The 18,551-nt window shown below is 69.4% G+C and carries 20 protein-coding genes; 11 read left to right on the top strand and 9 right to left on the bottom strand.

The annotated features are described in order from the left end of the window. Nucleotides 1-58 precede the first annotated feature (58 nt). Genes EOV43_RS11585 through EOV43_RS11570 form a run of 4 tightly spaced genes read left to right on the top strand, consistent with a single transcriptional unit; the run spans nt 59 to nt 3,450 of the window. Nucleotides 59-655, top strand: a complete 597-nt coding sequence (locus EOV43_RS11585) for a YqgE/AlgH family protein (RefSeq protein ID WP_128221420.1) — start codon at nt 59-61, stop codon at nt 653-655. Nucleotides 656-672: 17 nt separating this feature from the next. Next, nucleotides 673-951, top strand: coding sequence for a DUF3039 domain-containing protein (locus EOV43_RS11580; RefSeq protein ID WP_128221419.1), 279 nt, complete (start codon nt 673-675; stop codon nt 949-951). After that, entirely contained in the window at nt 948-2,759 is a 1,812-nt protein-coding gene (locus tag EOV43_RS11575) for a DEAD/DEAH box helicase (RefSeq protein WP_128221418.1), read from the top strand. The genes EOV43_RS11580 and EOV43_RS11575 overlap by 4 nt, the downstream gene beginning before the upstream one ends. A 52-nt stretch (nt 2,760-2,811) precedes the next feature. Continuing rightward, nucleotides 2,812-3,450, top strand: coding sequence for an IclR family transcriptional regulator (locus EOV43_RS11570; RefSeq protein ID WP_128221417.1), 639 nt, complete (start codon nt 2,812-2,814; stop codon nt 3,448-3,450). 51 nt (nt 3,451-3,501) lie between these two features. Here the strand turns inward: EOV43_RS11570 and EOV43_RS11565 are convergent, their stop codons facing one another. Beyond that, a complete protein-coding gene (locus EOV43_RS11565) occupies nt 3,502-5,892 on the bottom strand; it encodes a penicillin-binding protein (RefSeq protein ID WP_164878706.1) in 2,391 nt (796 codons plus the stop codon). 133 nt (nt 5,893-6,025) lie between these two features. On the opposite strand from EOV43_RS11565, the gene EOV43_RS11560 reads away from it, so the two are divergent. Next, on the top strand, nt 6,026-7,696 hold the full coding sequence (locus EOV43_RS11560; protein WP_164878705.1) for a hypothetical protein: 1,671 nt from the start codon (nt 6,026-6,028) through the stop codon (nt 7,694-7,696). Nucleotides 7,697-7,707: 11 nt separating this feature from the next. Here EOV43_RS11560 and EOV43_RS11555 read toward each other — a convergent pair whose 3' ends face one another. Next, nucleotides 7,708-8,307, bottom strand: coding sequence for a LysE/ArgO family amino acid transporter (locus EOV43_RS11555; protein ID WP_128221414.1), 600 nt, complete (start codon nt 8,305-8,307; stop codon nt 7,708-7,710). A gap of 71 nt (nt 8,308-8,378) precedes the next feature. Between EOV43_RS11555 and EOV43_RS11550 the strand changes: the two genes are divergently transcribed. After that, entirely contained in the window at nt 8,379-9,290 is a 912-nt protein-coding gene (locus EOV43_RS11550) for a LysR family transcriptional regulator ArgP (protein ID WP_239022107.1), read from the top strand. Nucleotides 9,291-9,367: 77 nt separating this feature from the next. On the opposite strand, the gene EOV43_RS11545 is transcribed toward EOV43_RS11550, so the two are convergent. The 6 genes from EOV43_RS11545 to EOV43_RS11520 all read right to left on the bottom strand — a co-directional run bounded on the left by EOV43_RS11545 (nt 9,368) and on the right by EOV43_RS11520 (nt 14,978). After that, a complete protein-coding gene (locus EOV43_RS11545) occupies nt 9,368-10,129 on the bottom strand; it encodes an amino acid ABC transporter ATP-binding protein (protein ID WP_128221413.1) in 762 nt (253 codons plus the stop codon). Then, on the bottom strand, nt 10,126-10,941 hold the full coding sequence (locus EOV43_RS11540; RefSeq protein ID WP_128221412.1) for an amino acid ABC transporter permease: 816 nt from the start codon (nt 10,939-10,941) through the stop codon (nt 10,126-10,128). The genes EOV43_RS11545 and EOV43_RS11540 overlap by 4 nt, the downstream gene beginning before the upstream one ends. 46 nt (nt 10,942-10,987) lie before the next feature. Then, on the bottom strand, nt 10,988-11,767 hold the full coding sequence (locus EOV43_RS11535; RefSeq protein ID WP_128221411.1) for an ABC transporter substrate-binding protein: 780 nt from the start codon (nt 11,765-11,767) through the stop codon (nt 10,988-10,990). Nucleotides 11,768-11,852: 85 nt separating this feature from the next. Continuing rightward, nucleotides 11,853-12,449, bottom strand: coding sequence for an isochorismatase family protein (locus EOV43_RS11530; RefSeq protein WP_128221410.1), 597 nt, complete (start codon nt 12,447-12,449; stop codon nt 11,853-11,855). 82 nt (nt 12,450-12,531) lie between these two features. Further along, nucleotides 12,532-13,500 (bottom strand): hypothetical protein, encoded by a 969-nt coding sequence (locus EOV43_RS11525; RefSeq protein ID WP_128221409.1) that lies wholly within the window; start codon nt 13,498-13,500, stop codon nt 12,532-12,534. A gap of 164 nt (nt 13,501-13,664) precedes the next feature. Then, a complete protein-coding gene (locus EOV43_RS11520; protein ID WP_206611321.1) occupies nt 13,665-14,978 on the bottom strand; it encodes a nicotinate phosphoribosyltransferase in 1,314 nt (437 codons plus the stop codon). 175 nt (nt 14,979-15,153) lie between these two features. Between EOV43_RS11520 and clpS the strand changes: the two genes are divergently transcribed. Together clpS and EOV43_RS11510 are read left to right on the top strand one after the other, a co-directional pair. Further along, nucleotides 15,154-15,450: an ATP-dependent Clp protease adapter ClpS gene (gene clpS, locus EOV43_RS11515; RefSeq protein ID WP_128221408.1), complete on the top strand. Its 297-nt coding sequence runs from the start codon at nt 15,154-15,156 to the stop codon at nt 15,448-15,450. Beyond that, the gene (locus EOV43_RS11510) at nt 15,447-16,028 is read left to right on the top strand and encodes a DUF2017 domain-containing protein (RefSeq protein ID WP_128221407.1); all 582 of its coding nucleotides are present in this window, start codon (nt 15,447-15,449) and stop codon (nt 16,026-16,028) included. Before clpS ends, EOV43_RS11510 begins: the two co-directional genes overlap by 4 nt. A gap of 20 nt (nt 16,029-16,048) precedes the next feature. On the opposite strand, the gene EOV43_RS11505 is transcribed toward EOV43_RS11510, so the two are convergent. Then, nucleotides 16,049-16,921, bottom strand: coding sequence for a glycosyltransferase family 2 protein (locus tag EOV43_RS11505; RefSeq protein ID WP_128221406.1), 873 nt, complete (start codon nt 16,919-16,921; stop codon nt 16,049-16,051). Nucleotides 16,922-17,022: 101 nt separating this feature from the next. On the opposite strand from EOV43_RS11505, the gene EOV43_RS11500 reads away from it, so the two are divergent. The 3 genes from EOV43_RS11500 to EOV43_RS11490 all read left to right on the top strand — a co-directional run bounded on the left by EOV43_RS11500 (nt 17,023) and on the right by EOV43_RS11490 (nt 18,463). After that, nucleotides 17,023-17,463 carry a M67 family metallopeptidase gene (locus EOV43_RS11500; protein WP_128221405.1) on the top strand — a complete coding sequence of 147 codons (441 nt, stop codon included), beginning with the start codon at nt 17,023-17,025 and terminating at the stop codon, nt 17,461-17,463. Nucleotides 17,464-17,574: 111 nt separating this feature from the next. Continuing rightward, nucleotides 17,575-17,850, top strand: a complete 276-nt coding sequence (locus tag EOV43_RS11495) for a MoaD/ThiS family protein (RefSeq protein ID WP_128221404.1) — start codon at nt 17,575-17,577, stop codon at nt 17,848-17,850. A 55-nt stretch (nt 17,851-17,905) separates the two neighbouring features. After that, complete coding sequence (locus tag EOV43_RS11490) at nt 17,906-18,463, top strand: NYN domain-containing protein (RefSeq protein WP_128221403.1); 558 nt, start codon at nt 17,906-17,908, stop codon at nt 18,461-18,463. The last annotated feature ends 88 nt before the right edge of the window (nt 18,464-18,551 follow it).

Here is an 18,551-nt window from a genome sequence, read left to right as displayed (position 1 = left end):
CCCCGGGGCGGACGGACCGCGGATGCCTGACGTGGGTGGGAGGGGCATCATGGAAGGCATGGACGTCCACCCCCGCCACCGACCCGGGCCCCGTGTGGCCCCCGGGATGCTGCTGGTGGCCAGCCCGGCGATGACGGACGAGAACTTCGTCGACACCGTGGTGCTGATCCTGGACGTCGACGACGACGGCGCGCTCGGCGTCGTCCTGAACCGGCCCTCGCCGCTGCTCGTCGCGACCGTCATGGGGGAGTGGGCGCACCTGGTCGCCGAACCCGAGGTGCTGTTCCGTGGCGGGCCGGTCGGCCCGGACGGAGCCGTGGCGCTGGCGATGCTCCGCAACGGTGAGCACGCCCTTGCCGGTGGGGAGGAAGGGTTCACCTCGGTCCTGGGGCCGGTCGGTCTGCTCGACCTCGACACCCCGTTGGAGGACGTCGGGGACAGCGTCGTCGCGCTGCGTCTCTTCGCCGGTTACGCCGGCTGGGGACCCGGACAACTGCAGTCCGAGATCGACGCCGGGGACTGGGACCTCGTGCCCGGAGAACCCCAGGACGTCTTCGGTCCGGAAAGTGAACACCTCTGGCGCGAGGTGTTGCGCAGGCAGCCCGGAGAACTCGCGTGGCGATCGACACGACCGGCCGATCCTGCCCTCAACTGACCTACACTGGAGACACCATGACCCAGATCGGATTCTCTCCCGGAAGCACCACCGTCGAGGAGCGCCTCACCCTCCCCACCGAGGACGGCGACCACGAGCGGTTCTCCCACTACGTCCCGAAGGAGAAGCTCACCGAGGCGATGATCATGGGTACTCCCGTGATCGCGCTGTGCGGCAAGGTCTGGGTCCCGTCCCGTTCTCCCGAGAAGTACCCGGTCTGCCCGGAGTGCAAGGAGATCATGGAGGGCCAGTTCGGTCCCGGTGACGACAACAACGGCGGGGGCTCCGACGCGTGAGTGAACGGCTCGACGCCGCCCTCTTCACTCCTTCTCTCTCGCCGGCCTGGCCGGAGCGTGCCGCGTGGGGCACCGCGACCAAGTTGCGTGCCTGGCAGGCCGCGGCGATGCAGAAGTACATGGACGAGGCTCCGCGTGACTTCCTGACGGTCGCGACCCCCGGTGCAGGAAAGACGACCTTCGCGCTCACCGTTGCCGGTGAACTGCTGGCCCGTCGCATCATCGACCGGATCGTCATCGTCGCGCCCACCGACCACCTCAAGACCCAGTGGGCCGAGGCCGCGTCGCGCATGGGCATCGGGATCGACCCGGCCTACTCCGCCGGACAGGGCAAGACGTCCAAGGACTTCCAGGGCATCGCCGTCACCTACGCCGGTGTCGCGGTGAACCCGCTGGCGCTGCGGATCCGGGTCGAGCGGTTCAAGACCCTCGTGATCCTCGACGAGGTCCACCACGCCGGTGACGCACTGAGCTGGGGCGAGTCGGTGCGTGAGGCCTTCGACCCCGCCACCCGACGCCTCTGCCTCACGGGCACGCCGTTCCGTTCCGACATCAACCCGATCCCGTTCGTGCGGTACGAGCACGGCGCCGAGGGTGCCCCGCAGTCGGTGGCCGACTACACCTACGGCTACGCCGAGGCGCTCGCCGACCACGTCGTGCGACCGGTGCTCTTCATGGCGTACTCGGGCGAGATGAGCTGGCGCACCTCTGCCGGCGACGAGGTCGCGGCCCGTCTGGGCGAGCCGATGACCAAGGACATGATGCAGCACGCGCTGCGCACCGCCCTTGACCCGCAGGGCTCCTGGATGCCGGCCGTCCTGCAGGCCGCGGACACCCGTCTGTCCGAGGTCCGCAAGAACGTCCCCGACGCCGGGGGCCTCGTGATCGCGACCGACCAGGAGTCGGCCCGTGCCTACGCGAAGCTGCTCAAGCAGATCACCGGCAAGCTGCCCACCATCGTCCTCTCCGACGAGAAGGCGGCGTCGAAGAAGATTGCCCAGTTCTCCGACGGCGACGACCGTTGGATGGTCGCGGTCCGCATGGTCTCCGAAGGCGTCGACGTCCCGCGTCTGGCCGTCGGCGTGTGGGCCACCACCACCTCCACCCCGCTCTTCTTCGCTCAGGCGGTGGGCCGCTTCGTGCGTGCCCGCAAGCGTGGCGAGACCGCGTCGGTCTTCCTGCCCTCGGTCACCAACCTGCTCACCCTGGCCAACGAGCTCGAGGTCCAGCGCGACCACGTCCTCAAGCGCAAGGTCCGCAGCGAGGACGACATCTTCGGTGCCGAGAACGACCTCCTCGCTGCCGCCAACCGTGAGGACAAGGCGTCGGGCGAGTTGGAGCGCGGTGCCTTCGAGGCGCTGGGTTCCACGGCGTCCTTCGACCGTGTCCTCTTCGACGGCGGCGAGTTCGGCCACGCCGGCGAGGTCCAGGTCGGTTCTGACGAAGAGATGGACTTCATCGGCATCCCCGGACTCCTCGAGGCCGACCAGGTGCGCGACCTGCTGCGCTCGCGTCAGTCGAGCCGCGCCACCCAGCAGAAGAAGCAGATGGCGCAGAAGGCCACCGAGGCCAAGAAGGCCACCGAGGACGCCGCCAAGTTGAGCACCCACGAGCAGCTCTCGGTGCTGCGTCGCGAGCTCAACGGACTCGTCGCTGCGTGGTACCACCGCACCGGACAGCCGCACGGCGTCACCCACGCCGCCTTGCGCAAGCAGTGCGGCGGCCCGGCAGCAGCCGTCGCGACCGCCGAGCAACTCCACGCCCGGATCAACGCCATCCGCGACTGGGCGCTCAAGAAGTCCTCCTGACGGGATCAGTTGCCCCTTCCGGCGTCCGCGTCCACGTGTGACGCTGGAAGGCATGGCTGTCGAGACCTCCCAGACGTTGGACCGCGGGATCCGCGTGCTCGAGGCGCTCAGCCGTACCACCGACGGCCTGACCGTCACCGACCTCGCCCACCAGCTCGGAATGAACCGGACCGTCGTCCACCGGCTCGTTGCCACCCTCGAACTGCACGCCCTGGTGCGCCGGACCGGAGGACGTCTGCGGATCGGTGCGGGGATGCTGCAGCTCTCGGGATCGGTGCTGCCGATCCTGCGCGACGCCGCGGTCCCGGTGCTGCGCGAACTGGCCGACACCTTGGGCTGCACAGCCCACCTGACCGTTGCGGACGGGGAGGAGGCGGTGGCTCTGGCCGTCGTCGAACCCACCTGGACCGACTTCCACGTCGCCTACCGCGTCGGCTCGCGCCATCCCATCGGGCACGGCGCCTCGGGCCGTGCGATCCGGTTGCTGCGTGAGGGCGACACCGAGCACGCCTTCGTCGTCACCACCGGAGAGCGGCACTCGGGCGCCCACGGACTGGCCGCACCGGTGCGGGACGTGCCCGGGCTCCACGCCGCGATCGGGGTGGTGACGTTGGGGGCACCGTTCGACGACGCCGTCGTCGCCCCGCGGGTGGTCAGGGCAGCAGCCGACGTGGCTGCTGCCCTGGCGTGATCCTGCGTGGCGTGATCCTGCGAGGCGTGATCCTGCGTGGTCCCACCCGCGTCACTCGAGGGGGAGATCGAAGTCCAGGTCGCTGCCGGTGTTCATCTTCACCTTCACCACGGCACCCACTCCAGCAGCGGAGCCGGGAGCAGGGGTGGAATCCACGACCGCCCCCGACGGCAGTGAGCTCGCCTTGGCCGCACCCGAGCGGGGCAACTGGAAGGAGTCCGTGGTCGAGTCCTCGAACTCGACCCGGAAACCGGCCCGGGTCAACGCCCGGTAGGCGGCCCCCGCGTCGAGGCCACGCACCTGGGGCACGGCCGCGACTCCGAGTTCGCTGGCGGTCGGCTCGTCGAAGCCACGGACCGCGACGCCCTCGTGGACGCCCACCATCACCTTGCGCCAGATCGGTCCGGCCACCGAACCGCCGTAGGCGCGGGCGATGAAGCGACCGTTGGCGTAGAAGTTCTTCAACGGGTACTTGCTGGCACCGCGCGGGTCACCGACCCACACGGTGGTCGCGTACTGCGGGGTGTAGCCGGCGAACCAGACCGCGGCGTTCTCGGTGGTGGTACCGGTCTTGCCGGCGGCCGGACGGCCGAAGCTCTGCTCAGCACCGGTACGGGCGGAGTCCTTGCCGTCGATGGTGCCGGTCATGATCTCGGCGACCTTCGAGGCCACCGACGACTCGATCGCCTGGTGGCAGTTGGCCGAGGGCACCGCCACCTTGGAACCGCCGGGCCCGGTCACCTTGGTGATCGCGATCGGTGTGCAGTGGATGCCGCTGGCCGCGAAGGTGGCGTACGCGCCGGCCATCTCCACCGGCGAGACCTCGTAGGCGCCCAGGGTCAGGGACGCGTCGCGTTCGGTGATCGCTCGCTTGCCGCTGCGGGGCAGGGACGTCAGGCCCAGACGCTGGGCCATGTCGGCGACCGTGAGCACACCGTAGCGCTCCTGCACCTTGACGAACCAGGTGTTCGAGGAGCGTGCGATCGCCTGGTAGGCGTCGAGGTCGCCGGTGCCGCCACCGGTTGAGTTGGTGAAGCTTCCGCTGGCTGGGAGGTTCTGGTTGGCCGGACGGTAGGAAGCCGGAGCGTTGATCTTCTCCGTGGGGTCGAGGCCCTTCTCCAGCGCCGCCGCCAAGGTGATCGGCTTGAACGTCGATCCGGGCTGCATGCCCTGGGTGGTGCCGAGCACGATCTCGGTCTTGTCGAACTTGCCCTCCGCAGAGGTGCCGAAGGAGCGGTTCTGGGCCATCGCCACGACGCGGCCAGTACCGGGCTCCACCACCGCGGCGACCGAGGCGACGCGGTTGTCGCGTCCCAGCACGGAGTCGACGGCCTCCTGGGCAGCGGCCTGCTTGGCCGGGTCCAGGGCGGTCTTGATGGTCAGGCCGCCCCGGTAGAGACGCTCGTTGCGGACCGCCTGGGTCTCGCCGAAAGCCGGGTCCTTGGCCAACGTCTCGCGCACCCACTGGCAGTAGAAGGGGTACTTCGACGACGTGCAGCCGTTCTTGGCGTTGCGGAGCTTCAACTTGATCTTGGAGTCGCGGGCCTTGGCGAACTCGGCGTCGTCGAGTTTGCCCAAGGAGTGCATCTTGGTGAGCACGACGTTGCGTCGGGCCCGGGCGTCCTCGGGGTTCTGGGCCGGGTTGAACCGCGACGGGTTCTGCACGATCCCGGCCAGCAGTGCGGCCTGGGCCGGCGTCAGGTCGACGACCTTGCGGTTGAAGTAGTGACGGGCCGCAGCGCCGACGCCGTACGCGCCGTCGCCGAAGTAGGCGATGTTGAGGTAGCCGAGCAGCACCTCGTCCTTCGTCATCTTCTTCTCGGCCTCGATCGCCAGACGTGCCTCGCGCAACTTGCGGACGTAGGAGGTGCGCGAGGTGACGTAGGCGCGGGTCTCGTCGTCCTCGGCCGCCGTGGCCAGGACGTTCTTGACGTACTGCATCGTCAGGGTGGAACCGCCCTGGGTGCTGCCGCCGCCGCGGGCGTTGCTCACCGCGGCGCGCATGATCGCCTTGAGGTCGACGCCGGAGTGTTCGTCGAACCGCTCGTCCTCGATCGAGACCACGGCGTCACGCAGCACGTCGGGGACCTGCTCGGCGGTGATGTTGATCCGGTTCTCGGAGTAGAACTGCGCGATCAGGCTGCCGTCCGCGGCCAGGATCTTCGACCGGGTCGGGACCGGGGTGTCAGGCAGTTCGGTCGGCAGCGACTCCCAGTAGTCCCGGGCCACCCAGGTCGCCAGGACGCCGGCGGCCGCCAGCGGCGCCAGGATCGCAGCGAAGGTCAGGGTGATCGCACACACGATCCGCCAGGTGCGGTGCAGCGGCCCTCGACGCACCGGTGCCTCGGTCTCCCGCGACCGGCGGCGTGCGCCGGGGCGTGCGGGACCGGCGGTGGGGGCCGGGTCAGCGGTCTGCGCGATCGGGTCGTCGCTCGAATCCATGGGTGGGTGTCCTCCTGCGTCGGGGACCATGATCCACGGTCCGGTGTCGCGATGGGGGAACAACCCCTCGTCCGTCGGGCTGAATGACCCCCATGAGGTGTGAGCCGCGACGCCACGATGCATAGTGGGGCCCATGTCCAGGGAGCAGCGCCGACGTCCGCGACCCCCTCGTACCCGTCGCCGGGGACGCATCCGCAAGGGAGTCGTCGTGGCTTCCGTGGCCGTGGCAGCGATCGGTTCGCTGGTCCTGGCCAACGTCGACACGATGCGCTGGTTCGGGATCGGTGACGACGCGGACGCTGCTGCGCCTGCGACCCGGGTCCTGTCGGCCGAGGGCGAGACCGTCGCCGAACAGGTCGTCGTCCAGCTCGTCAAGGAGTCCACGCCGGAGGGCTGGAAGGCCGGCAAGCTCAACGCCAGTGTCAACGACCCCTACTCCCTGACGTGCCTCAGCGAGCGGGCCGCCTGGTCGACGGCCCGCACCCGTGCGATCACCGCCGAAGGTGGCGAAGGATCGGTGACGGCTCTGGCCTATCCGGCCGGTGCCGGTGCGGCTGCCTACGCCGAGGTGAAGGCAGCCGTGGCGGTCTGTGCCGAGGGCGCCGAGGAGACCGGGCGTGGCGTCGAGGGCATGCGGTACCGCAAGGGCGCTGCTGCCGTCGAGGTGGTGCGCCGCGGTGACGTCGTCGCTGTCGTCTCCGCTTCCCCGGCCGACCGGATGCCGGGGGAGAAGTGGCTCACCGACCTCGACGACCGCGCCGCGGCGCTCCTGGTCGACCGCTGCCTCGACCCCACCGCACCCGCCGCCGACGTGCACCGCAACCCGTGGGTGGACCCCGAAACGTTCCGGGGCAACCTGACGACCGTCGCGGTCCCGTTCCCCGACGTCGAGATGACCACCGCCGAGGAGATCACCAAGGACCCGGTCGTTCCGCTCGACCAGGTCGCCGAGGAACTGGCCCCCGCGCCGGTGCGCCCCGAACCGTTGACCCCCGCCGCCACCGACCTGCCCGACCTGCCGCTCGAGGTGGAGCGGCCCGTGGCGCCGACTCCGCCGGCGGAGCCCGACCTCGACGGTCGCGCGGAACGTGCTGTGGCCGACCCGTCCGGTCCGGGCTGCGGATGGGCGTTCACCGGTGAGGCCGTGCCGGCCTTCGACACCGGCGAGGCGGAGGAGCTCCACCGCAAGGCGGTCAAGAAGGAACGCGAACGACTCGTCGACGACGCGGTCGCCTTCGAGCAGGCCAAGGTGAACCATTACCGGGCCTGGGTCGAGTACGAGCGGGCGGCCTCCGCCTACCGTGGATACGTCGACGAGATGACGCTGGTGCTGGCGCAGTGGCAGGTCGTGATCGACGCCCGCGCCGAGTTCGTCGCCGAGTTCGAGCTGTACCGCACCAGCAAGCAGGCCTACGACGACTTCGTGGCCGAGCAGCAGGAAGCCCGCACGGCCTACGAGGCAGCGGTCGAGGCCTGCCGCGTGCAGGTGCCCTCGCCCGACGGCGAGCCCAGTGCGGACTGCCCGGCCGAGGTGCCCGAGATCCTGCTGCAGTCGGCCCCTGAGGTGCTGCCGCGCCCAGTGCCCTCAGCGCTGGCCCAACTGCCCGAGGGCTGGGAGCCGCCGGCGCCGGTGGTTCCCGAGCCGCAGCCGGAGCCGGAGCCGGAGCCGGAGCCGGAGACCGAAGAGCCGCGTGAGGACCGTGAGGACCGCCGCGACCGCAACAGCGACCGCAACGGCGACCGCAACGGGCCCGGCAACGGCACCCGTGGTGACTCCGAGGGCCGGGGCCGCGCTCAGAACTGACGCGTGTCGGTTCAGTGCGTCAGCAGGGTGTAGCCCAGCACGCCCATGAACGCGGCGACCGTGCCGTCGAGCACCCGCCACGAGGTGGGCCGGGCGAAGAGCGGGCGCAGCAGACGGGCTCCGAAGCCGAGCCCGAAGAACCACACGGTGCTGGCGATGAACGTGCCGGCGACGAACCACCACCGGTCGGCTTCGAAGGAGTTGGCCACGGTCCCGAGCATCAGGGTGGCGTCGAGGTAGAAGTGCGGGTTGAGCCACGTCAGGGCGAGCGTGGTGAGGACGGCGGTGCGCGTCGTCATGCCAGTGCCTTCTCCGGCTTCCATGCCCTGGGGGCGCCAGGCCCGTAGCGCGGCGTGCACGCCGAAGGCCAGCAGGTAGACGCCGCCGAGCACCTGGGCGACCGGGAGGACGCCGGGCCAGCGGTCGACGACGTGGCCCAGACCGACGACGCCGGCGGTGATCGCGACGATGTCGCTGGCCAGGCAGACCAGCACGATCGGGAGCACCTGTTCGCCCTTGATGCCCTGGCGGAGCAGGAAGGCGTTCTGGGCGCCGATGGCGACGATCAGGGCGAGGCCGGTCAGGACACCGGTGAGAAGGACGTTGAACACGCAATCGAAGTTACGACGCGGAGCGGCGTCATCCGAGCGAACGATTCTTCAGAATCATTAGACTCTCTTACGTGACCACGCTCTCGCAGATCGACCCCGTCGCGCTCCGCACTCTTGCGGTGGCCGTCCAGCTCGGCACCTTCGAGGCGGCGGCCAAGGAACTGCGCGTCACCCCGTCCGCGATCAGTCAGCGGATCAAGGCCTTGGAGAAGCGCGTCGGGCGGGTGCTCGTGCACCGGGTCAAGCCGTTGGAGGCCACCGAGGCCGGGCACGTCCTGGTCCGTCTGGCGCTGCAGACCGAGGCGCTGGAACGCGAGGCGGTCGCTGAACTGGTGGCCGAGGAGGACGCCGAGGACGGTCCGTGGCCCGCAGTCCCGATCGCGGTCAACGCCGACGCGATGTACTCCTGGTTCACCGACGCACTGGTCGAGGCCAGTGCCCGCCGTCGGGTGACCTTCGAGATCTTCCGCGACGACCAGACCCGGACCACCGAGCGTCTGCGTCGGGGTGAGGTGATGGCGGCCGTCACCTCCGACCCGCACCCCGTGCCGGGGTGTGCGGTGCACCGTCTGGGAACGATGCGGTACCGGGCCCTGGCCCGTCCTGACTGGATGGAACGCTGGATGCCCGAGGGGCCCACTGCGGCGGCCTTCGAACGCGCCCCGATGATCGCGTTCGACCGCGACGACACCCTGCAGCACGCCTTCATGCGCAAGGTGACCCGACGACATCTCACCCCGCCGACGACGTTCCTGCCGTCGGTGCACACCTTCGACGCAGCGGTGCGGCGGGGGATGGGCTGGGGGATGGTCGTGGAGTCCCACGCGCGGGAGGAAGTGGCGTCAGGAGAGCTGGTCGAGCTCGTGCCCGGACGCCACATGGACGTCCCGCTCTACTGGCAGCGCTGGAAGCTGGCCTCCCCGGTGATGGCCGACCTGACCGCTGCCGTCGTCGACGCTGCCGAGGAGTGGCTCGCCGTCTGACCCCGAAATGCCACGTACCAGTCAGAAGTGCTGCTGAGCAGGGCTCAGCGCGACACTTGTGACTGGTGCGTGACGGTTCAGAGGACCTTCGAGAGGAACAACTGGGTGCGCTCGTGCTGGGGGTTGGAGAGCACCTCGACCGGGTCGCCCTCCTCGACGATGACCCCGCCGTCCATGAAGACCAGCTTGTCGCCGACCTCACGGGCGAAGCCCATCTCGTGGGTCACGACCATCATCGTCATGCCCTCGTCGGCGAGGTCACGCATCACCTGCAGGACGTCACCGACCAGCTCGGGGTCGAGAGCCGAGGTCGGCTCGTCGAAGAGCATCATGTCGGGGTTCATCGACAGGGCGCGGGCGATCGCCACGCGCTGCTGCTGGCCACCGGAGAGCTGCGACGGCATGGCGTCGGCCTTCTCCGCCAGGCCGACCTTGGCCAGGTTGGCGCGCGCGATCTCCTCGGCCTCGGCCTTGGAACGCTTGAGCACCTGACGCTGGGCGACGACGAGGTTCTTCAGCACCGTCATGTGGCCGAAGAGGTTGAAGCCCTGGAAGACCATGCCGATCCGGGCGCGCACGGCGTCCAGGTCGGTCTCGGGGTCGCAGATGTCGATGCCCTCGACCAGCACCTCGCCGGAGTCGGGCTCCTCGAGGCGGTTGACGCAGCGCAGCAGGGTCGACTTGCCCGAGCCGGACGGCCCGATCACGCAGACGACCTGGCCGGGGTCGACGTGGAAGTCGATGCCCTTGAGGACCTCGTTGGACCCGTAGGACTTGTGCAGGCCCCGGATCCGGATCGCGGGGACGCCGTCGGTGGGGGTGGGCTGAGGGGTGCTCATCGGGTCCTCTGCTGACGTCGTTCGAGCCATGCCACCAGCTGCGTGAGCGGGATGGTGATGACCAGGTACAGGATCGCGGCCTGCATCAGGCCGGTGGACGTGCCGGCGGTGGGGCCGTTGACCATCATCGCGTTGGCGATCGTGGCCAGCTCGCGCTGGTCGATCATCATGCCGGCGACGTAGAGCAGCGAGGTGTCCTTGAGCAGGAGCACGAACTCGTTGGTCAACGGCGGGATCACGATGCGGAACGCCTGCGGCAGGACGACGGTGATCATCGTCCGTCCTTGCGACATGCCGAGCGAACGGGCGGCCTCGGCCTGACCCTTCGGGACGGCCTGGATGCCGGCACGCAGGGTCTCGGCCATGTAGGAGCCGCCCACCAGGATCAGGGCGACGAGACCTGCCTGCACGGTGCCGCCGGGCCACGACCACTGGAACGCGATCGGCACACCGAAGGCGAGGGTCAGGATGACGACGATCACCGGCAGGCTGCGGAAGAACTCCACGAAGCAGGTGGCCAGCCAGCGGTAGGGGCGCAGCGAGGACAGGCGCATGAGCGCCATCACCACGGCCAGCGCGAGGCCTCCGGCGAAAGCGATCGCGGTGTACTTGATCGTGTTGACCAGGCCGGTGCTGACCAGGTCGGGCCAGGTGCCCCAGTCGCCTTCCCAGGGGCGACCGAAGCCGGCCGGGGAGAAGAAGTTCTTCCCGACCTCGGCCCAGTCGGCGCTGAAGTAGACCAGTGCCGCCAGGGCCACCAGCACCGCGTACAGCGGGAGGTGGACCAGACGCCGCTTCGTCGACTGCTTCACGTTGTTGCTCTGTTCTCGTCAGGGTGCCCGGTGAGGGGCGCGTGGATCAGGAACCGAAGTACTCGGCGTGGATCTCGTCGTACTTCTTCGAGTCGCGCAGGCCCTGCAGGGACTCGTTGACGGCCTCGAGGAGCTCGGTGTTGCCCTTCTTGACGGCCAGGCCGTAGCTCTCGCCCGTCGGGTACGTCTCGACGATCGTGAACGTGCCGTCGGTCTGGTGCAGAGCGTTGACCTCGATGTCCTGCAGGAGCGCGTCGACCTGCTTGGCCTTGAGCGCCTGGAACATCTTGCCGTCGTCGGGGAAGGAGACGATGTCGGCGTCCTTGGCGTTCGCGGTCGCGTACTTCTCGCCGGTGGAGGTGCCCATCGTGCCGATCTTCTTGCCCTTGAGGTCGGCGAGGGTCTTGACGTCGGAGTCGGCCGGGACGAGCAGCGACTGCTCGGAGTCGAGGTAGGGGTCGGAGAAGTCGATCGTGGCCTTGCGGTCCTCGTTGATCGTGATCGCGCTCGCGCCCATGTCGCACTGGCCGGCGTTCAGGGCGGTGCCGGACTGGACGGCGTCGAAGCCGGTCGGGGCGACGGCGAGCTCGAGCTCGAGGTCGTCAGCGATCGCAGTGGCGATGTCGATGTCGAAGCCGGTGAAGCCGGTGGGGGTCGAGGCGTCCTCGTACTCGAACGGCGCGAACGGCGCGTCGGTGCAGATCGTGAGCTTGCCGTCCTGGACGGTCTTGACGCCCGAAGCGCTCGTGGAGTCGTCATCGGAGCCGCAAGCGGCGAGCGAGAGGGCGAGGGCGGCGACGGCGAGGGGGCTCAGGATGCGCTTCATGAGGCGACTGTACCCAAATACGCCGACATGTATAAATATGCAGAGGCATGCGTAATCATTCCGTGATGCATGCTGACCTGCGTGGTCAGTCGAGCGCGCGGTCCGCACGATCGGCACGCACTCCGGCCGCCTCGAACTCCTCCAGCGTCGTCCGGGTGCTCTCCTCTGCGACGCCCGCGCACAGGTCCAGCAGGACGCGGGTCCTGAACCCTTCCGCGACCGCGTCCAACGCGGTGGCCCGCACGCAGTGGTCGGTGGCGATCCCGCAGACGTCGACCTCGGAGACCCCGCGGGCATTCAGCCACTGGGCCAGGGACGTGCCCGCGTCGTCGGAGCCCTGGAAACCGGAGTACGCCGCCTCGTGGCGGCCCTTGAGGAAGACGGCGTCGAACACCGTGTTCGCCAGCGCCGGGTGGAACTCCTCGCCGGTGGTGCCGACCTCGCAGTGCTTGGGCCAGGAGGTGGAGAAGTCGGGGTGCTCGGCCCAGTGCTCGCCCGGGTCGACGTGGTGGTCCTTGGTGGCGACGACGTAGGCGTAGTCCGGCGACGTCGTCGTGTCGGCACGCACGTCGGCGACGAGAGCGGCGACGCCCTCGGCCACCGCGGCCCCGCCGGTGACGGCCAGTGAGCCGCCCTCACAGAAGTCGTTCTGGACGTCCACCACGATCAGTGCGCGAGTCATGGATCAAGCCTATGCGCCGGCAGGTCGCTTCGCTCCCTGCGCAATTGTCGGCTTGATGCCGCTGCGACGGCGTGTCGGCGCATCAATCCAACAGTTGCAGCCAGAGGGGTGTGGGGTTTGCAGCGCGGGAGGGGCGTTGCGTGGACTGACGCAGGCGGTGGGTGAGCAGTGCGCGCCCGGCGGGTGTCCGGGCCGAGTCGGACAGCAGGTCGTGCCACCGCGTGAGCAGGTGAGGGTGGGACGGTCGTCCGAGGGCGGCGTCGACGTCGCGCAGGATCTCGTGTGGACGGTGCAGCAGGTCGTCGCTGGTGTACCCGCGACGGATCCAGCCCGCGTGCCCGAGCCGTCGGTCTCGGCGCAGGTCTGCACGCTGCCCCTCGACGCTGAGGTGGTGGGCGCCGTCGTACTCGTGGATCACGCGGGTGCCTGCCAGCCAGAGGTCAGCACGAGCGACGAAGGAGCCCGAAGCATCGAGGATCTCGTGCTGTGGCACGGCGGGCGCCTCCACTGCGCGGTGGAACTCCCGCAGGATCGTCTCCCACGGGGACTCGCTCCTCGCATCAGCGAGCGGGGTGAGCAGGCGGAGCAGTGGGGCCCCGCGTCGGCGTCGGCGGGTGGCGTGTTCGAGTTCGGCCAGAGTGCACAGACGCAGATGGAGTGCGGAGTCGAGAGCGACCAGGGCATCCAGTGGCCCGAGGTCGCGACAGAGGCTGAGCAACACCTCGGTGACCGGGGCGACGGGCAGGCCGTGGACACGTGACGTGCCGGTGCCGTCGGACGCTCGGATCAGGCGCAGCCCCGGACGTCGGGGAGCCGGAGCCCCGGTGGGCACCTGGGCGGTGACGGGGGCCGGTGCGGGAAGCGGTGGGAGCCAGAGTCCGAGCAGTTCGGCTCCGGTGACATGGGTGAAGCCGGAGTGGTCGGGCAGGACCGCGGCCCAGGCCGTCAGCTCGGCGACACGGGTGCCGTCGGGGCTGAGATGGGCCCCGCGGGTGACTGGTCTGGTCAGGTGCGGAGGGTGTTCTCCGCTGCGGGTGAGGTGCACGTCCATGCGCCCCACCCCAGCGCAGGACGCTCGTTGCCGGGGACGGCGCTGACCTGCCTGTGGAGAACGGCGTCAGACGCTCCGCAATTGTCGGATTGATGCCGGGACACGCCGTGCGGGTGGCATCAATCCGACAATTGCGCAGGGGAGCGAAGCGACTTCGGGCCGGGTCAGACGTGGAGGGTGGGGATCACCGGCTCGCCGCGGCTCATCGACTGGGCGCGCAACGGCAGTTCGGCACGCGAAGCAGCGTGACGGGCCCGGGCGTCGTCGAGGGACTCACGGCCCACGACCTCGCCGTCGGTCACGAGCGGGAGCATCAGGGGACGGTCGTTGCCGTCGTTCTCGGGCGGGGTTCCGACGCTCACCACCTCGGCCTCGGCGACACCGCGGGCGTTGAGACGGCGCAGCGCGTACTTGCGTCCGCCGATCGAGCCCTTGTCCTTTGCCTTCTTCGCCACCGGCACCATCTCGCCGCCTTCGCCCTCACGGGAGACGAGCTTGTAGACCAGCCCGACGGTGGGGTGCCCCGAGCCCGTGACGAGCTGGGTGCCCACGCCGTAGGCGTCCACCGGTGCTGCGGCCAGCGCTGCTATCGCGTACTCGTCCAGGTCGGAGGTGACGACGATCTTGGTGTCGGTGGCGCCGAGGCTGTCGAGCTGGGCACGCACCTGGTGGGCCAGGACCCCCAGGTCGCCGGAGTCGATCCGGACCGCACCCAGGTCGGTGCCGGCCACCTCGACGGCCAGACGCACCGCCTCGGTGATGTCGTAGGTGTCGACCAGCAGCGTCGTGCCGCGTCCCAGCGAGTTCACCTGCGCGGTGAACGCGTCGCGCTCGGTGTCGTGCAGGAGCGTGAACGAGTGCGCCGAGGTGCCCATCGTCGGGATCCCGTACCGGCGACGCGCCTCCAGGTTGGAGGTGTTCTCGAAACCGGCCACGTACGCGGCGCGCGCGGCGGAGACCGCGGCCTCCTCGTGGGTACGACGCGACCCCATCTCACTGCACGGGCGCCCGTCGGCAGCCATCGTCATCCGGGACGCCGCGGACGCGATCGCGGAGTCGTGGTTGTAGATCGAGAGCAGCAGCGTCTCCAGCAGCACGGCCTCGGCGAACGTCGACTCCACCACCATCAGCGGCGAGTAGGGCAGGTAGATCTCGCCCTCCCCGTAACCCGAGATCTGGCCGGAGAACCGGAACGAGGAGAGCCACTCCAGGGTGCGGTCGTCGACCACGCCGCCGTCGGAGAGAACCGCGAGGTCGGCGTCGTCGAAGCGGAAACGCTCGAAGGCGTCCAGGGCCCGACCCACGCCGCCAACGACGCCGTAACGACGTCCCTCGGGCAGCCTGCGCGGGAACAGCTCGAAGACCGCGCGACGTTCGGCGGTGCCGGCGTGCAGTGCCGCCTGGAGCATCGTCAGCTCGTAGTGGTCGGTCATCAGCGCCGTCGAAGGGCCGGGGGTGGCAGAGGTGTGCTGGGTCACGATCGTCACTGTGCCACGCGCCTGCAGCCCCCGTCATGCACCGCCCCGGCCGGTCGGTGCGGGGCGTCAGGTGCGTCACGTCGACGGTGGGGGAGCTGGAACTCACGGGGCCTCCACTGCGCACGGGGTGGAGCAGGACGCAGGGACCTCACGGGGCCTGTGCCACGATGTGCGGGTGAGTTCTCCTGTTCCTGTCGAGGTCGAACCCGACCTCTTCGTCGATGACCTGCTCCAGCCCGACAAGGGGTGGAACACCGTCGTGTGGAACGACCCGGTGAACCTGATGTCGTACGTGTCGTACGTCTTCCGCACCTACTTCGGTTACGACCGCCCCACGGCGGAGGAACTGATGATGGAGGTGCACCGCGACGGACGTTCGGCGGTCAGCCACGGTTCGCGCGAGGAGATGGAACGCGACGTCCAGGCGATGCACGGCTACGGCCTCTGGGCCACGCTGGAGCGTGCTGCGTGAGCGGCTTCGAGAAGCACCGCTCCGGTGCCGTGATCGCGACCTTCGCGGTCTTCGAAGCCGACCTGATCCGCAGCCTCTGCTTCCAGCTCGTCGAACTGCTCCGTGACGAGCAGCCAGACCCGGCCGAGCACCTCGACCCGCTCGAGGCACTCTTCAACTTCTCCGGCCCGGTCGACGAGCCCGAGGACCCGGTGCTGCTGCGCCTCTTCCCGACGGCCTACACCGAGGACCCCGAAGCGGCCGGCGAGTTCCGTCGCTACACCGAGCCTGCGCTGCGCACCGCCAAGGAACGCAACGTCGTACTGGTGATCGACACCCTTGAGGACGCCGGACTCCCGATGGAGCCCGAGGACGCCAGCATCGTCATCGACGTCGAACTCGACGAGCCGTCCGCCCTGGGCTGGCTGCTCGCCTTCAACGACCTGCGGCTCGCGATCGCGACCCGTCTCGGCGTCACCGACGACGACGAGGAGTTCTGGGAGTCACTGCCCGAGGACGACGACCGCAGCCAGGCCCACGACATCTACGAGTGGCTCGGCTGGCTCCAGGAGACCCTGGTCGCCGCGATCGAGGCATGAGCCTCAGTCAGACGTGCGGGTCAACCGCGCGAGAAGGTGCGGCGGACCCGGCGACGGAGCCCGCTCAGGGCGCTGCGCAGCGTGCGTCGCGACCTCGGCGGTGCGGGTACCGGGGCCGGTGGCATGCTCAGCGGGTCCTCGACGGTGTACGGAACGTGCGGAACCATCCGCTGCGCCGGAGTCCGGTAGTGCAGGAGCCGTGCGTCCTCGGGGTCCACGACGACGCGCGGGCCGCGGTTGATCTTGTGCACCGAGCGGTAGGGCGTGGCCACCTTGAACCGGGCCATCGTCTTGTAACGGCGACCCCAGGCGGGGTCGGGGTGGGCCAGGACGTCCTCACGCGACCAGCGCATCGAGTGCTGCTCCAGGATCGGACGCGACGGGTCGTAGCCCTCGGTGTCGACGTTGAAGTTGAGGAACGAGATCCGCGAGGTCCGCTTCTCGGCGTTGATCCGGCGCACCAGTGCACGGATCGAGCCGTCGCGGGGGAGGGCGATGAACTCGTCGACGTCGATGAGCGCGATCCAGCCGCGTCGGTCCGCGGTGATCTCCTCCATCAACGGAGAGATGTTGAGGCCCTGACGCAGCGAGAGCGGGTCCTGGCAGCGGAACGGCAGCGAGGCGAGGAGTTCGGCGTTGTCCTCGCGCCACTGACGGTTCGCACGCCAGCGTTCGGCCTGGTCCATGCCGGCCTGGTACTCACCGGACTCAGCACGGTGGTGGACGTGGATCCGGGCGTCGACGTCGAGGTCGGCCAGCACCTTGTCACTGTCGTCGACGAGGCCGTCGAGGACGATGTGGAACTCCTCGAAGCCGATCCGGGAGTGGTAAGTGACCCACTCCGCGAGACGGCGCGCGTCGCCGCGCGACTGAGTGACGACCGCGAATACCACGGGGTGAGACTAGGGCACGGCTGGTGCTGAAGATGACACCGGGACGCTCCACGGGCACGCCGAGGCGGTCCCCACGTGCGTCGTCGTCCTAGGATTGGTCCGTGCTCACCATCTCCATCGCAGTCCGGGACGCCATCGTCGACCATGCCAGGCGGGACCACCCCGACGAGGCGTGCGGCGTCGTCGCCGGCCCTGAAGGCAGCGACCGACCCGAGCGCGTCGTCGAGATGGTCAACGCCGCGGGCAGCCCGACCTTCTACGAGTTCGACTCCACCGAGATGCTCGAGCTCTACAAGGAGATGTGGCGCAACGACGAGGAACCGGTGGTCATCTACCACTCCCACACCGCCACCGAGGCGCACCCGAGCCGCAGCGACATCGGGCTGGCCAGCGAGCCGAACGCCCACTACGTGCTCGTCAGCACTCGCCACCACGGCCCGGAGACCGGCCTGGTGGACGATGACGTCGAGTTCCGTTCGTTCCGGATCGTCGACGGCGTCGTGACCGAGGAAGAGGTCGTCGTCGTCGAGTCCCTCGACTGACGCACCCACCGCAGCGGTCCTCGGCAGCACCCCTGACTTCACCCAGCACCACTCAGCACCACCCGCAGCACCCGTACGCACCCACCAGCCCCCGACAGCAGGAGCAGTCACATGGCCATCGAGGTCAAGATCCCCACGATCATGCGCACCTTCACCGACGGCGCGAAGTCGGTCACCGGTGAGGGCGCGAACCTGTCCGCGCTCATCGCCGACCTGGACGCCAAGCACCCCGGTCTCGGCGACCGCCTCCTGGAGAACGGCGCCCTGCGTCGCTTCGTCAACGTCTACGTCAACGACGAGGACGTCCGCTTCCTCGGTGGCCTCGAGGCCCCGCTGTCCGACGGCGACGAGATCGTCGTCCTCCCGGCCGTCGCCGGCGGCTGCTGACCCACTCCACGCACGCCATCCACCCGCACCCAGCACACACATCTCGGGAGAGCCCATGACCCAGCGTCGCACCTTCGTCCTCGTCGACGGCGAGAACATCGACGCCACCTTGGGCAACTCACTCCTGGGGCGCCGCCCGGCGCCTGAGGAGCGTCCGCGCTGGGAGCGGGTGACCCAGTTCATCGAGGAGGGCTGGGGACAGCCCGTCAACGGCCTCTTCTTCCTCAACGCCAGCAACGGGCACCTGCCCACGCCGTTCATCCAGGCGCTGCTGGCGATGAACTACCGCCCGGTCCCGCTCTCGGGTCGGGCTGACGAGAAGGTCGTCGACATCGGTATCCAGCGCACGCTGGACGCCCTGGTCGACCACGACGACGCGGACGTGGTGCTGGTCAGCCACGACGCCGACTTCGTCGACCAGATGCGCAACCTGATCGACGGTCGCCGCGAGGTGGCCCTGATCGGTTTCAAGGAGTTCATGTCGCAGCAGCTGAACGCCCTCGGCGTGAAGGTGTTCGACCTGGAGGAGGACGTCCGCGCGTTCAACGCTCCGCTCCCGCGCGTCAAGATCATCCCGCTCACCCAGTTCGACCCCGAGGTCTTCCTGCGCTGAGCACCCGGTGGGGGCCGGACGGCACCCACCGTCCGCCCCGTCCCGCGTCCTCGCCCCCGTCGACGCGGTTGCACCGCCTCGGAGACCG

Source organism: Nocardioides yefusunii, from assembly GCF_004014875.1.
GTDB lineage: Bacteria > Actinomycetota > Actinomycetes > Propionibacteriales > Nocardioidaceae > Nocardioides > Nocardioides yefusunii.
This window is presented reverse-complemented; position numbering and strand designations above follow the sequence as displayed.

Coding starts and splice junctions, on each gene's coding strand:
- EOV43_RS11495 (WP_128221404.1), top strand. CDS start 17,575: ATGGCCATCGAGGTCAAGATCCCCACGATCATGCGCACCTTCACCGAC.
- EOV43_RS11580 (WP_128221419.1), top strand. CDS start 673: ATGACCCAGATCGGATTCTCTCCCGGAAGCACCACCGTCGAGGAGCGC.
- EOV43_RS11525 (WP_128221409.1), bottom strand. CDS start 13,500: ATGGACGTGCACCTCACCCGCAGCGGAGAACACCCTCCGCACCTGACC.
- EOV43_RS11570 (WP_128221417.1), top strand. CDS start 2,812: ATGGCTGTCGAGACCTCCCAGACGTTGGACCGCGGGATCCGCGTGCTC.
- EOV43_RS11545 (WP_128221413.1), bottom strand. CDS start 10,129: ATGAGCACCCCTCAGCCCACCCCCACCGACGGCGTCCCCGCGATCCGG.
- EOV43_RS11490 (WP_128221403.1), top strand. CDS start 17,906: ATGACCCAGCGTCGCACCTTCGTCCTCGTCGACGGCGAGAACATCGAC.
- EOV43_RS11565 (WP_164878706.1), bottom strand. CDS start 5,892: ATGGATTCGAGCGACGACCCGATCGCGCAGACCGCTGACCCGGCCCCC.
- EOV43_RS11585 (WP_128221420.1), top strand. CDS start 59: ATGGACGTCCACCCCCGCCACCGACCCGGGCCCCGTGTGGCCCCCGGG.
- EOV43_RS11530 (WP_128221410.1), bottom strand. CDS start 12,449: ATGACTCGCGCACTGATCGTGGTGGACGTCCAGAACGACTTCTGTGAG.
- EOV43_RS11560 (WP_164878705.1), top strand. CDS start 6,026: ATGTCCAGGGAGCAGCGCCGACGTCCGCGACCCCCTCGTACCCGTCGC.
- EOV43_RS11535 (WP_128221411.1), bottom strand. CDS start 11,767: ATGAAGCGCATCCTGAGCCCCCTCGCCGTCGCCGCCCTCGCCCTCTCG.